This window comes from Chloroflexota bacterium (assembly GCA_016235055.1).
Taxonomy (GTDB): Bacteria; Chloroflexota; Anaerolineae; order JACRMK01; family JACRMK01; genus JACRMK01.
Genome location: JACRMK010000025.1, coordinates 15,147 through 28,907, shown reverse-complemented (window position 1 = coordinate 28,907; position 13,761 = coordinate 15,147). Strand labels below are relative to the sequence as shown.

At 65.6% G+C, this 13,761-nt stretch carries 12 protein-coding genes; 8 read left to right on the top strand and 4 right to left on the bottom strand.

The window, feature by feature from the left end; translation table 11 throughout:
• Nucleotides 1-162 precede the first annotated feature (162 nt).
• Together HZB53_06650 and HZB53_06645 are read right to left on the bottom strand one after the other, a co-directional pair.
• Nucleotides 163-711, bottom strand: coding sequence for an MlrC C-terminal domain-containing protein (locus tag HZB53_06650; protein MBI5877310.1), 549 nt, complete (start codon nucleotides 709-711; stop codon nucleotides 163-165).
• A gap of 686 nt (nucleotides 712-1,397) precedes the next feature.
• Nucleotides 1,398-2,165, bottom strand: coding sequence for a hypothetical protein (locus tag HZB53_06645; protein ID MBI5877309.1), 768 nt, complete (start codon nucleotides 2,163-2,165; stop codon nucleotides 1,398-1,400).
• A gap of 88 nt (nucleotides 2,166-2,253) precedes the next feature.
• On the opposite strand from HZB53_06645, the gene HZB53_06640 reads away from it, so the two are divergent.
• The 8 genes from HZB53_06640 to HZB53_06605 are packed head-to-tail and all read left to right on the top strand — an operon-like array spanning nucleotide 2,254 to nucleotide 10,317.
• The gene (locus HZB53_06640; protein MBI5877308.1) at nucleotides 2,254-3,246 is read left to right on the top strand and encodes a sugar-binding transcriptional regulator; all 993 of its coding nucleotides are present in this window, start codon (nucleotides 2,254-2,256) and stop codon (nucleotides 3,244-3,246) included.
• Nucleotides 3,243-4,253 carry an NAD(+)/NADH kinase gene (locus tag HZB53_06635; GenBank protein MBI5877307.1) on the top strand — a complete coding sequence of 337 codons (1,011 nt, stop codon included), beginning with the start codon at nucleotides 3,243-3,245 and terminating at the stop codon, nucleotides 4,251-4,253. The genes HZB53_06640 and HZB53_06635 overlap by 4 nt, the downstream gene beginning before the upstream one ends.
• 22 nt (nucleotides 4,254-4,275) lie before the next feature.
• Nucleotides 4,276-5,301 carry an alcohol dehydrogenase catalytic domain-containing protein gene (locus HZB53_06630; GenBank protein ID MBI5877306.1) on the top strand — a complete coding sequence of 342 codons (1,026 nt, stop codon included), beginning with the start codon at nucleotides 4,276-4,278 and terminating at the stop codon, nucleotides 5,299-5,301.
• Nucleotides 5,298-6,314: an ADP-ribosylglycohydrolase family protein gene (locus HZB53_06625; protein MBI5877305.1), complete on the top strand. Its 1,017-nt coding sequence runs from the start codon at nucleotides 5,298-5,300 to the stop codon at nucleotides 6,312-6,314. The genes HZB53_06630 and HZB53_06625 overlap by 4 nt, the downstream gene beginning before the upstream one ends.
• Nucleotides 6,315-6,316: 2 nt before the next feature.
• On the top strand, nucleotides 6,317-7,159 hold the full coding sequence (locus HZB53_06620) for a sugar phosphate isomerase/epimerase (GenBank protein ID MBI5877304.1): 843 nt from the start codon (nucleotides 6,317-6,319) through the stop codon (nucleotides 7,157-7,159).
• On the top strand, nucleotides 7,156-8,055 hold the full coding sequence (locus tag HZB53_06615; GenBank protein ID MBI5877303.1) for a sugar ABC transporter permease: 900 nt from the start codon (nucleotides 7,156-7,158) through the stop codon (nucleotides 8,053-8,055). The genes HZB53_06620 and HZB53_06615 overlap by 4 nt, the downstream gene beginning before the upstream one ends.
• A gap of 7 nt (nucleotides 8,056-8,062) precedes the next feature.
• Entirely contained in the window at nucleotides 8,063-8,911 is an 849-nt protein-coding gene (locus tag HZB53_06610) for a carbohydrate ABC transporter permease (protein MBI5877302.1), read from the top strand.
• A gap of 29 nt (nucleotides 8,912-8,940) precedes the next feature.
• Nucleotides 8,941-10,317, top strand: a complete 1,377-nt coding sequence (locus HZB53_06605; GenBank protein MBI5877301.1) for an ABC transporter substrate-binding protein — start codon at nucleotides 8,941-8,943, stop codon at nucleotides 10,315-10,317.
• A gap of 270 nt (nucleotides 10,318-10,587) precedes the next feature.
• Here the strand turns inward: HZB53_06605 and HZB53_06600 are convergent, their stop codons facing one another.
• A complete protein-coding gene (locus HZB53_06600; protein ID MBI5877300.1) occupies nucleotides 10,588-12,210 on the bottom strand; it encodes a thiamine pyrophosphate-binding protein in 1,623 nt (540 codons plus the stop codon).
• A 29-nt stretch (nucleotides 12,211-12,239) separates the two neighbouring features.
• Complete coding sequence (locus HZB53_06595; protein ID MBI5877299.1) at nucleotides 12,240-13,760, bottom strand: M81 family metallopeptidase; 1,521 nt, start codon at nucleotides 13,758-13,760, stop codon at nucleotides 12,240-12,242.
• Nucleotide 13,761: the final 1 nt, after the last annotated feature.

Sequence of the window (13,761 nt, the reverse complement as noted above, 5' to 3'; positions counted from 1 at the left end):
TCAAAGGGGATTTGCGCGGCGGCAAAGCCGCCGCGCAAATCCCCAATAACTCTTCCCCTTCTCCCCGCATAGCGGGGAGAAGGGGCTTGGGGATGAGGGGTGATGCCCAACCCGACCAGAAACTTCATCCTGCGATGAAGACGTTGTTACCGTAAAACGGTATTATGCCTGCCACTGCATGTTGAGGTCAACTGGGTAGATGGGCCGCGGGAGATTCGTGAAGGGCAAACTGAGATAGTTGACGGTGGATGTGCCGGGTGTGTCCAGGTTGTAGGTCTTGGCGACGATCGGGTCGAACGACGCGCGATGCGCCTGGTTGGATTTGACGACGATGATCTTCTTCTCCTCCAACACGATGCCCGCGCTCTTGAAGAAGTCGCGGTCCTTGCCGGTGGTGCGTTCACTGCAGATGACGTCGATCTTGTTGCCGATGCGCAAGACGACGCGCGGACCCACATTGACATCGCGGAACGATTCCTTGCGCACTTCCCGGCCCCAACCGCCGTGTGTCGGACCGACGATCTTGTAGTTCCCGTCGTCAACCAGCTTCACACGTCCGGTGACCTCGAGCGGCTTGACCAGGCGCTGGTCAATGGACGCGCCGATCGGGACGGTGAGCGTTGCGCCGACGCCGGCCGCCATGGCGGCTTGGATGACGTTCGAGTCGCGGATGGTCACGGCGCAGTCATGGTGTTTCTTACTGCGAAACATGGGTTGGAGGTTCCACTTTCGGCTACAAACGCAAACCAGACGCGCTGTGTGCACAATGTCCAGACGCACCATGGCTGAATGTGAAGGAGGCCTCTGGTTATCTCGGGATCTCGCGCCAGACGCTATGCAAGCTCGTGCCTTCTGGGAAATTACAACTGCTGCGAGGTCGACGGCGTACGAGGAAAGCGCCTGGTGCGCGAAGATCTGGATGCCTTGTTCAGAGTCGTCGAGCATAAGCGTTAACTGCCTTGGGCGTTGACCGACCCAACATAGCGCCTACGCCCACCGTTGAAGAACGTTAGCCATCCAGCAGATCTAATGCATCGGAGAGTTGCTGCAGGAACGCCACATTACCGTAGCGTTACCGGACACGGCATCACGGTGACCCGTGGCAAGATGAGCGTTTTGGCGGCTATGTCGAGCAGACGATGCAGCGCGTGCGGAGCAAGACGCAGAGCAACCGGTAAGGCTGTGCGAAAAGCAAAACACAACGCCGCGGTGATGAATCGCGGCGTTTGTCGTATCGCACGGGGACATCGCGCGTGACGAACACGGGTTAGTCGGCACTCAGGCTTGGCAGCCGCTGGTGGATATGCCCGCCGGCGTGCATACGAAGGAAGGCGCGCGAGTCCATCGCGTGCCCAACCTGTGCGATGCGAACAGCCCTTCGGACTTCGCCGCCACGCTCAGGCGCTCTGCAACGCTTCTTCGACCGTGGAGTCCGCGTACACGAGCCGCGCCAGCGCCCGCACAAGCCCGCCCGGATCGTCGGACTGCCAAACATTGCGACCGATGGCGATCCCTGCCGCGCCGCCATCGAGCGCGCCGCGCACGCCCACCAGCAGGTCGCGGTCCGTCGCTGCGCGCTCACCGCCGAGCACAACGACCGGCACGCCGGCGTAGCGCGCCACGTCACGGAACGATTGCGGATCGCCCGTGTAGAACGTCTTGACCACATCCGCGCCCATTTCTGCCGCCATGCGCGCGCCGCCGGCGATGCGTTCCGGCGTACGGGCCTCCGCACCCGCGCCGAAGCCGCCTGGAATCACCTCCGCCATCAGCGGCAACCCCCAACGCTCACACTCCGCGCTCAGCGCGGCAAGCGCCGCCTCGCCGCCCGATGGCTCGGCGCCGCCCGCATAGAACATGCACTTCAGCCCATCGGCACCGAGCCGCACGGCCCACTCGGCGGCGCGCTCCAGCAGGGGAACCTGTGCGTCAACGCTGAGCCAGACGCCGGCCGTTCCGATCGATGTCACGCAACGCTTCAGCGTGCCTGCCGTGACGAGCAGTGCACCCGCGCCCGCCCGCACGACGCCGACGATCAGGGGCGCGGGATTCTCCAGCCCCTTGAGCGGCTTGTCCATGAATCCCGCGTGGTCCATCGCCACGATGAGACATCGGTCTCCGTGTCCAAACAACCGCGCCAGCCGGCGCGATTTGCCCGTCTCCATGCGTGTCCTCCTGGGTTTGACAATTGGCGCTGATTACATAATAATGTGAACAAATGTATTTTACATTTGTTCACACGCCAGACCCAAAATGACAACCCGCGCCGAGCGTGCGGCCATGCTCAAGGCAGCGCGCCTCTACTACGAAGACGACCGCACACAGGCGGAAGTGGCGCGTGTCCTGAAAACCTCCCGCCCGACCGTCTCGCGCCTCTTGCAGCAGGCGCGCGACGAGGGGATCGTGCAGATCCGTATCGCCGATCCCTCCGCCACCTCCGGCGCGCTGGCGGACGAATTGATCGCCGCGTTCGATCTGGCAGACGCCACTGTGGTTGCCGTGGGCGATGCGGAGCATGCGCTGGTGCGGCGCCGCATCGGGCAAGCCGCCGCTCGCTATCTGGAGCGCACACTGCACGACGGCGACCTGGTCGGCATTGGCTGGGGGCGCACGCTCTACGAGATGGTCTCCGCGCTGGAGCCGGGCCGTCCCGCACGCGCGGGTCGGCGGCGGCGCACACGCATCAGCGTAGCGCCACTGCTGGGCGGGCTGGGACAGATCGCGCCCGTCTTTCAAGTACATGAACTGGCGCGCACGCTCGCGGAGGCGTTTGGCGGAACCTGGCATAGCTTTTATGCGCCGGCTCTGGCTGAATCGGATGAGATGGCGAAACGCCTATTGGGGTCCGCCGACCTCCAGCAGGTATCTGCGCTCTGGCAGCAGTTGAATGTCGCTGTGGTCGGCATTGGCAATGCCGATTTCGAATCGGGCATTCAGATGCTGTTCGTGAACTATCTGGACGCGGATACCCAGCAGCGCCTGCTCGCGGCGCGCGCCGTCGGCGATATCTGCGTGCGTTTCTTCGACGCGCACGGGCGTCCGTGCCCGGATGTCGTCAGGGGCGTGGTCGGGGCCGAACTCGGCCAGCTCCAGCGCGCGCGGCGGGTCGTCGGGGTGGCCGGCGGCGACTCCAAAGCAGAGGCGATTCTCGGCGCATTGCGCGGGCGCTTTGTGAACGCGCTGATCACCGACGAGGTGGCGGCGCGGCGCGTGCTGGCCCTGCACAGACAGGCAGCGGCGACGTGAGCCTGCGCCAGGTTGGTTTGATCGTCAATCCCACCGCGGGCGGCGGCGACGGTTTGGCGGCGGCGCGCGAGGCGCTGCGCGCGCTGGCGCCGCGCGAAGTGCTTGCGGGCGCGGGTGAGATGGGCGCGGATGCTTTAGCCCACTTGCCCGTCACACTCCGAACGGTGGACTGGTCGCCGCACCACGGCAAAGCGCGCACGGCATGGCTGGCGCGGGAGTTTGCCGCGCAGGGCGTGGATGCGCTGGTCGTCGTCGGCGGCGACGGCACGCTGGCCGATGTGGCGTTTGCGCTGAGTTCACAAACGACTGAACCCGGACGCGCCGCGACGCCGATCTGCGGTGTCGGCGTCGGGTCAGCCAATGTCGGGCCGCTCGTCACGTGCCTGGGACACGAGACGGAACGACTCGCCGGGGCGCATTTCGAACGGCGCGCCGTCGACGGACTGCTGGTCGGCGCCAATAGCGACCTGTTAGGACTCGCCTTCAACGATGTCGTGATCGGCTTCACCGTGCTGGCAACCGTCGCGGGCGGGGTGACGGACGTCGATGCGGCGCAGAAGATGCAGGGACGGAATGTGCCGCGGGCGCCGGAAGCGGTTTGGACGGAGCGGACGCGTGTGGCCAAGTACGGGAGCCGCGGCGAAACACTGATCGCGACGGGCGTGGAGGCAGCGACCGTTATTGTCGGGCTGCCCGACGAGCGTTTCTACGGCAAAGCGATTGCGGGCGGGGTCCTGCTCTCGTCGCTCGTCGGCGATCCCGCCGGCTGTCTGGCATGCAGTCATCTGATTGTGCGCACGCAACTGGATGCCGATGAATTGCGGCGCACGGAGCCGATCGTGACGCGCTATGCGGGCCTGTGCGAGGACGAGCGGGTCGAGGGATGGGGTTTCCGCGCCGGCGCGGCATTATGCGCCGACGGTAACCCGCTGCGCCTGCTGAACGCGAACGACCGCGCCACGATCCGCGTGCGTCGCGGACTGGCGACGGCGCTGGCCGTCACGTGAGCGCAGTCAGGCGAGGCAACCTGTGAGAGTGTTGCGTTATCTTGGACCACGCCGGGTCGAAATCGGCGATCTGCCGCGCCCGGCAATCGGCGACGGCGAGGTGCTGGTGCAGATGCGCGCCTGCGGCATCTGCGCGACCGATATCAAGACGTATGTGCGCGGACACCCGCTCATCACGGCGGGCGCGGTGCTCGGCCACGAGATGAGCGGCGTCATCGCCGAATCGCAGGCGGACGGCTGGCGCGCGGGCGAGCGGGTGGTCGTGGCGCCCTATGTGCCGTGCGGCGTGTGCCGTTTCTGCCGGCGGGGACAGCATTCGCTCTGCAGTGACCTGTTTGGCGCGTCGGTCGAGCCGGGCGGATTCAGCGAATACGTGCGCGCGCCGGGGCGCATCGTGCGCGATGGCTTGATCCGGATTCCCGCGCACATGGATTTCGCCGCCGCCACGCTGGCCGAACCGCTGGCATGCTGCTATCACGGTCTGGAGGCGTTGAGTCTGCAACCGGGCGACTCCGTGCTGATCATCGGCGATGGACCGATGGGGCTGCTGCAGGCGAGCGCGGCGCGCGCAATGGGCGCGACGCTGGTCGTGGTCGCCGGATTGACGCCGGAGCGTCTGCAAGCGGCGGAAAGCCTTGCCGATCATGTGATCAATGTGGCCGAGCGCGATCTGGGCGACGCCGTCAAGGCGTTGAGTGCGGGTGCGGGCATGGATCACGTCATGGTCTCCGTCGGGGCCGTTGCCGTGGCCGAGCAAGCCATGGGACTTGTGCGGCGCGGCGGGACGATCAACCTGTTCGGCGGGCTGCCAGGCGGCTCGCGAATGAACGTGGACCCGAACCGCATTCACTACGACGAAGTCCGGCTGCTCGGCACCTTCGGCTTTGCGCCGACGCACTTCCGCCATGCGCTGGATGCGCTCGCGGGCGGCGCGGTTGATGCACAGAAGTTCATCACCCGCCGGATCGCGCTTGACGGTGTGGAAGGCGCGCTCGCAGACGGCGCGCAATATCAGGGTATCAAGACGGTGGTGGAGTTCGAGGGATGAACGCCGCACCATCGTTCGTTGAGAAGGCAACCGGCTGCCTGGCGGGTGTCGCGACAGGCGATGCGCTGGGACGCGCCAGCGAGTTCATGTCGCGTGAGGCGATCCGCGCGCGCTACGGCTGGCTGAACCGGCTTGTCGCGCCGCCGGACGCGCACCCGGCGCATGCGCAGCCACCGGGAGCGGTCACCGACGACACCGAGCAGACGCTGATTGTTGCGCATCTGCTGGCGAGCGGCGAACCGCTGACAGCGGAACGGATGGCGGCGGCGCTGGTGGAGTGGGCGCAATCGCATGACGGGTTGAATAACCCCTATCTCGGACCGAGCACGCGGCGCGCCTTGCAGGCCCTGATGAGCGGCGCATCGCCCCACCAAACCGGACGGCAGGGCACGACCAATGGCGGCGCGATGCGCGTGGCGGCGGTGGGCATCGTCCATGCGGGGGATTTCGCCGGGGCGCTGCGCGACGCGGTCGCCGCGAGCATCCCGACGCACAACACGCACAATGCGATGCAGGGCGCGGTCGCCGTGGCGTTCGCGATTGCGGCCGCCATGCAACCCGGCGCGATCGTGGAGGCCGTGGTGTCCGCGGCACAGGAAGGCGCACGGCAGGGCCGAGCGCATGGCGCGTGGTCTTGGGCGACGCCGCTCGATCGCCGTATTGCGCTTGCCGTGCGGCTGGTGGACGAGTCGGCGGACACGGAGCGTGCCCTGGATGCCCTGCATGACTTTGTGGGTGTCGGGCTCGACCCCGCCGAGTCTGTGGCGAGCGCCATCGGGATCGTCGTTGCGGCGCGCGGGGATCCCCAACGCGCGATCGAGGCGGGCGCGAATATCGGTGGGGACACCGACACGATTGCCGCGATTGCCGGAAGTATCTGTGGCGCGTTGCGCGGGATCGCCGCACTGGACGCGCCGCTGGTGAGCGAAGTCGAGCGGGTGAACGGGTTGGACTGCGCCGCCATCGCGGGCGCGTTGAAGCGGCGGGTACCGTCGCAAATGGGGCAGAACTGACCATGGATCTCGGTTTTGCGTTGCACCCCAAGTGGCTGGGCGATGGCCGCCTGGCTGACTTCCTGTCGCCGCTGGAAAAAGCGGGCATGACGGTACTCGAGTTCACCCTGCATCCCACGTGGGATGAGTGGCCCGAACTGAAGGCGCTCGCCACGGAATGCACGCGCGCCGGCTACCGCTGCCACTTCCACGCGCCTTACAAGGATCCGTATAACGCCGACGGATTCAACGGCACGCGGCGCACGGAAATCGAACAATTGTATGCACCCGCCATCGAACTCATCGAACGGCTGGCGTTGGATGGTGGCTACGTCCCGTCGCTCGTCATCCATGGAGCGCACGCGCCGGGATCCGGCGCTGACGTCCGCGCCCGGCTGCGCGCCGACACGACGGCGTTTCTGGTATGGATGCTCGCGCAGACGAGCCAGGCGCGCCTGATGTTGGAAAATCTCCCGCCCAAGCCGGGCTTCACGCGGACGGGTGAGAGCCGCGCGGAGGTGCGCGCGGTGGTGCGGGACATCGACGCTGCTCGCCTGAACATCTGCTGGGATTTCGGGCACGACGTGTTACTTGGATATAACAGCCCGCCGGACGACGCATTCCTGAGCGCGGTGCGCCATGCGCACGTGCACGACATTGATGCCGCCGGCGAAGATCACTTCCCCCTGGTGTATGGCAACGTGCCCTGGGCGGACGATTTGCGTGCGCTGCGACGGGCCGGGTTCGACGGCGCGGTGGTGATGGAAATCAATGGCTACCGCGCGCAGCGCGTCGAACGACTACATGAGCGGATGGCGGAAAGCTTCGCGCGGATGCGCGCCGCCTGGAACGGGAACGCGGCATGATCTCCTCACGAAACATCAGCCGCCGCCAGTGGGGCGAATGGCTCACCGCATACGCCTTCCTGCTGCCGAGCTTTATCGTGCTGTCGGTCTTCATCTACTACCCGGTCGTCTATGCGTTCGGGTTGTCGTTCCAGCGCTGGCGACTCCTGCGTGGTCCGGCGGCGTTCATCGGATTGGGCAACTACGAGTTCCTGTTCAGTTCCGAGGAGTTCTGGCAGGCGTTGTGGAACACCTTCTATTTCGCGCTGGGCTCGATCCCGACCGGCATGGCGGTGGCGCTGCTTATCGCGTTGCTGTTGAACCGTCCCCTGCGGGGGCTGGCGCTTTACCGCACGGCATACTTCGTGCCGACGATCACCTCGCTGGTGGCCGTTTCGGTGGTGTGGATGTGGATCTATCACCCGGACGTGGGCTTGATGAACTACTTTTTGCAGTCCGTCGGTCTGCCCGGCGTGCGCTGGCTGAATGAGCCGGGCTCGGCCATGCCTGCTCTCATCCTGCTTGGCATCTGGCGCGGGATGGGCTACAACGTGATCATCTATCTCGCGGGCCTGCAGAACATCCCTCAGCATTTGTACGAGGCGGCACAAATCGACGGGGCGAACCGCTGGCAGTTGTTCCGCTACATCACATGGCCCATGCTGACGCCGACCTCGTTCCTCATCCTGATCGTCGCTGTGATCAACTCGTTCCAGTCGTTCACGCAGGTGCATGTCATGACACAGGGCGGGCCGCTCGGCTCCACCACCGTCATCGTCTACTACCTCTACCAGCAGGCGTTCCAGCAGTTCAACATGGGCTACGGCTCGGCGATTGCGATGGTGCTGTTCGGCATCATCTTGATCCTGACGTTGATCCAGACGAAGATGCTGGGTTCGCGAGTCCACTACCAGTGAGGCCGGTATGACGTTCGCCAAACAGTTCGAGCGCGTGGTAATCCATCTACTGCTGATCGCCGGCGCCGCAGTCATGGTGATGCCGTTCCTGTGGATGATCAGCACGTCGCTGAAGAGCCAGGCGGAGGCGCTCACTTACCCGCCGCAATGGATACCGACCGAGTTCGCGTGGAGCAACTATGCGCGCGCGTGGCAGGCAGCCCCCTTCCCACGCTACTTCCTCAACAGTGGAATTGTGGCGGTGGCCGTGACGCTAGGCGAGCTCGCGACGGGCGCGCTGGCGGCGTACGCGTTCGCGCGCCTGCGCTTTCCCGGGCGCGACGCCCTTTTTACGATCTATCTGGGTAGCATGATGATCCCGCACCAGATGACGATTATCCCCTCGTTTCTGCTGCTCAACACGCTGGGCGAGATCAGCCCCGCGCTGGGCTTGGATTCATATTTCGCGCTGATTGCCCCATTCCTCGCCAGCGCGTTCGGCGTCTTCCTATTGCGCCAATCGTTCCTGACGATCCCGAATGATCTGGAGGATGCGGCCATTCTCGACGGGTGCGGGCGGCTGGGCTTTCTGTGGCGCATCGTGCTGCCGCTCTCGCGTCCGGCGCTGGCCACGCTCGCGCTGTTTGCTTTCATGGGCAATTGGAACAGCTACCTGTGGCCCCTGATCGTAACGAACAGCAACAGCATGCGCACGGTGCAGATCGGTTTGCGCTACTTCGTGGGGCAGGAGGGGGCGAGCCAATGGGGGCTTTTAATGGCCGCCGCCGTGTTTGTCTCAATTCCCGTCGTCGTGCTCTATTTGTTCGTGCAGAAGCAGTTCGTGCAGGGTATTGCCGCCACCGGCATCCGGCAGTAGTCAAACCACATCACCAGGAGGAGCAGACTATGTTCAAGTTCCGTAGCGGGTTGTGCCTGGCGCTAGTCCTGGCGCTGCTCGCGGGGTGCGGTCCATCGGCGACGAGCGCGCCGACCGCCGCCCCCACCAGTCCACCTGCGCAGGCGCCCACGACGATGGCCGTTGCCTCGACGACAGCGCCTGTCGCGCCAACGGCGGCGCCCGCCGCCCCGACCGCCACAAGCGCGCCGCGGCAGGTCAAGCTGACGTTCTGGTACGCGTTGAGCGGGGCGCAGGGCAAGGTCATTGAGGAGATGGTGGCGAAGTTCAACAAGGGCCACCCCAACACGCAGGTCGAGGTCGTTTTTCAGGGCAGCTATGCCGACATCGCGCAGAAGTTGACGGCAGCGATAACCGCCAAGACGGTGCCCGATGTTGCCCAGATGGGCGGGGCGCCGACGCTCGCCGAATCCGGCGCGATCGTGCCGATCACCGACTTCGCCGACGCCGCCGCACGCGCCGACATTTTCGACGGCTTCTGGGACTACAACAAGTTCCAGGGGAAAATCGTGACGATGCCGTTCAACAACAGCACGCCGGTGTTGTACTACAACAAGGACCTGTTCACGGCGGCGGGGCTGGACCCGAACAAGCCGCCGCAGACCTGGGACGAGTTGGTGACGGCTGCGAAAGCGCTGACCAAGGACACGAACGGCGATGGCAAGCCTGACCAGTGGGGCTTCAATACACACACCGATACGCACTGGTACCTGAGCGCGATGATCATGCAGAACGGCGGCAAGATCCTCAGCGACGATGGCAAGAAGGTCGTCTATAACAGCCCGGAAGGCGTCGAGGCGCTCAAGTTCTGGGGCGATCTGGTGACGGTGCACAAGGCGATGCCCGCGAACCAGCACGCGCAGGCGGGCGCCGACTTCACGACGGGCAAACTGGGCATGCTGATGCGTTCCTCGGCAACGCTCGCTACCATCGAGAAGGACTCCAAGTTTAAGGTCGGCGTCGGGTTCCTGCCGATGAAGAAGGTGCGCTCGGTGCCGATTGGCGGCGCGAGCCTCGTCATCTTCAAGACGACCGCTGAACGGCAGAAGGCGTCATGGGAATTCGTGCAGTGGATGACCAGCGCGGAAAACTCGCTGGACCTATTCATGCAGACGGGCTACGTGCCGATCCGCAAGTCCGTGGCGAACCTCCCGGCGATCAAGGAGTACTTTAAGACGGCGCTGAATGCCGAGACGGTTGTGAAGCAACTGGAGTACGCCAGCGCGATCCCACTCTTCAGCGAACTGGGCAACAGCGATGAGCAACTCCGCAAGGCAGTCGAGAAGGTGGAGTTGGGCACCGCCCCGGCGAAGGATGCACTGGATGCCGCCGCGGCTGTGATCAACAAGGCGCTGGCAGGACCGTAACCGCAATTACCCGGTGGCAGGCCGTGCGTGCGCCGCGGCATTGAATGCCGCGGCGCCTTTTTTTGTGATTGGGACGCCGGGTGTTCCACGCTTCGTTCACGAGCGCGGGCGCGCCAGCATGTGCGCCCGCTTGATGAGCTGAGGGCCGACACACGGGTCGGCCCCTACGAAAGTCGCATAGCTCCGATATATTGCGGGCGGGCCGTTTACTTGTGAAGAGCGCCATGGGGGGGCGGCGCGGGTTCGTCGGGCCGCGCGCGGCATCACCGGTCATCCCGTCGCTGCCCAGGTTGGCGGTCCGATGGCGCCCGGCGCCTCGATCACCGCCGGCCCGGATGCCGTTAGCGCCTTCTGCACGGCGGCCTGTAACTGTTCCGGCGTTTCCGCCCGCAGTCCCAGCGCGCCAAACGACTGCGCGAAAAGCGCGAAGTCGGGATTCGTCAGTGTGCCCGCATAGGGCTGCCCGTACATCCTCCGCTGGTACGCCTCGATCGAGCGATAGCCGCCGTCGTTGAACACGATCAACACCACGCGGATGCCGTAGTGCACTGCCGTCGCCAGTTCCTGCGCGGTGAACAGCGCGCCGCCGTCGCCGCAGATGGCGATCACGGCCCGGTCGGGCCGGGCGATCTTTGCACCCAACGCCGCCGGAAACGCATACCCGAGCGCGGCATTGTGCATCGGGAAGGGCGCGCTGCGTGGCTCGAAGATCGGCAGGTGATAGATCTGCCAGGCATTGATCGATGCCGCATCGCCCGCGATGATCGCCGAGCGCGGCGCCGCCGCTTGAATTGCCTGCATCATCTGCCATCCGGCCTTACCCGCAACCTGCCGATGGCCGGCGGCGCGCAGCGCGGCTACGCGGCGCGTCACGGCTGAGAGCCGTTCAGGCCTGGCCGGCAACCTCGCGGTCAGTTGTTCCAGCGCTAGTCGCGCGTCGGCCACCATCGGCACGCTCACCCTGTACAGCTTGCCGATCTCCCGCGCGTCGATATCGATCTGGATCACGCGTGGCGGCAGCGGCAGAGTACCCACGCCCGTATCATATGCATCCAGGCTCGACCCGACGACGAGCGCCACGTCGGCTTCGGCCAGCAGCGGTGCAAACGGGCCCTCGGGCCACGTCCAGCCAAAGCCCAGACACAGGGGGTGATCGCCCGCGATGGCCCCACGCCCCAGGCACGTAGTGAAGACAGGCGCGCCGAGCGCTGCGGCCAAAAGGCTGAGGGCCGCCGATGCGCCGGACGCGAGCACGCCCTGGCCCGCATAGATAATCGGGCGCTCTGCCTGTGCCAGCAGCGCAGCGGCCTGCGCGACCGCTTCGGGATCAGGCATTGTGCGTACCGGGATATGCCGTGAGGGAATCTCGACGTCTCCCTCGCCCTGCAATACATTGAGCGGAATCTCCAGCGCAGCGGGTCGCGGTCGGCCGTTCAGCATCGCTTCCCACGAGTGCTCAAATGCAGATGGGATCTCCTCGACGCGCGTCACGCGACTGGCCCGCCCGACCGCACCGTTCAGCATCTCCAGCTGATTCGGGATCTCATGGAACGCACCCAAACCGCGCCCGCGCACTGTCAAGTCGACCTCGGACGTGATGAGCATCACCGGCGCCGAATCGGCATACGCATTGGTCAGGGGCGCCAGCGCGTTGGCCGCGCCCGGCCCGGTGATGGTCAGGCACACGCCCGGCCGGCCGCTCACCCGCGCGTAGCCGTCGGCCATGAACCCTGCGCCGCCCTCGTGCCGCGTCGTGATGGCGCGGATGGTTGGGCGGCGGCGCAGCGCATCGTAGATCGCCAGGTTGTGCACACCGGGGATGCCGAACACCGCATCTACCCCCTGCGCCGCCAGGCATTCAACAATCGCCTCACCGCCCGTCATCCGCTGCATGGCTCCTCCCGTTGTGCGCGTTCACGCGGTCAGCCCTCGTAACCGAGGCGGCTGCGGATCTCGTCATCGGTGAATTCGCGGTAGGGGTAGCTGGACTTGGGATCGTGCTTGCGCCAGGGATGGGTGTTGTTGTCGTAGCGACCCCCGTCGATGTCCACAAAGCCCACAGCCATGGATGCAAAGTGTGCCCGGTGCTGGATGATTGCCTTACAGAGCACCAGCCGGTAGTCTGCGGGCTCCACGCCCGCCGCCCGAAACACCGTCGGCTCAGTCGAGGCCACCGGCACCGACGTGGCGATGACGGTAATGTTGTCGCCCACCTGCACCACCGCGGTCGGACCCATGCTGGTATTAGACACCGCCAGATGGCTTGGATGCGCCTCATGGCTCGGGGGCAGCACGCCGTCGAACAGCAGCCGCACGCGCCCATCGACCGGCACGGGCTTGTAGTACGTCCCGCCCCAGCGACCGCCGATCGGACCTGACACCGGGTTGCCAATGCCCGCGGCAATCGCCCTCTGCACCAGGTCGGGATCGGTGATGAGCAGGCAGGCGCGCGCCGGACTTCGCCGTTCCAGCAGCTGCGCGATCAGTTCGGCGTTGTCGCCCGGAAACCCGGCTGTGACCGCATCACCCCACTCGGTGAGCACGACGGTGCCCGGCGGGTGAGCCAGCGCGGCAGGGACCGCCTCCGTCATCGTGACGCCCGACGGCGCCGTGCCGCCGCGCACCCGCTGGCGCTGCTGCCACGCCTTCCACATCATGTCCTGCCCGATGCGACTCGCCAGGCCCGGATCGTTGTCAGTGACGATCAGCGCGCTGAACGACTCCATCTCCGCCACGTCCAGCCCCGTGTGGGTGTTCATAATCGAGCAGGCGAGGATGCGCCCCGACTCCTCCAGCGCGGCGCCTTCGGCGATGAGTTCCAGTTGCAGGTCTGTCGAGCGGCCGATGGAGAGTGGCAGCGCCGTCATCACCGTGGCCGGCCGCACTGCTCCCCGCACGGTTCTGAGCATGAGCCGAGCCGCCTGTTCGCCGCGCGCGTGGAAATCGTGGTGAGGATAGGTTTTGTAGGCAATGAGCGCCGTGCTGTTGGCGATCATCGCGGCGGTCACATTGCCATGCATGTCCAGCGTGGCAATCACCGGCACATGAGGACCAACCAGCCGCCGGACGGCTGCCAGCAACGTGCCGCAGCAGTCGTCCTCCTGCTCCGCCACCGTGGCCCCGTGCAGTGATAGGAGCACGCCGTCAACGGGTAACGCTTCAGACAGGCGCTGCAGCAACCCATCGCGCAATCGCTCCCAAAGCGGCTGCTCAATGGGACCGCCACACATACACTGGGCCGCCAGCGTCGGCGCTACCGTGACGCCTTCAGCATCCAGGACGCTTAAGAATCCACCAACTTCCGTGCGGGTGCCGCGCAGTTTCTTCAGCAGTGCATCGCCTTCTTCCAACACGCCGCACTCAAACATCTGCCGGTTGGTGAGCAGCGGCGAAAAGGAATGGGACTCCGTCCAAAAACGACCGATGGCTATGCGGATGGTCACT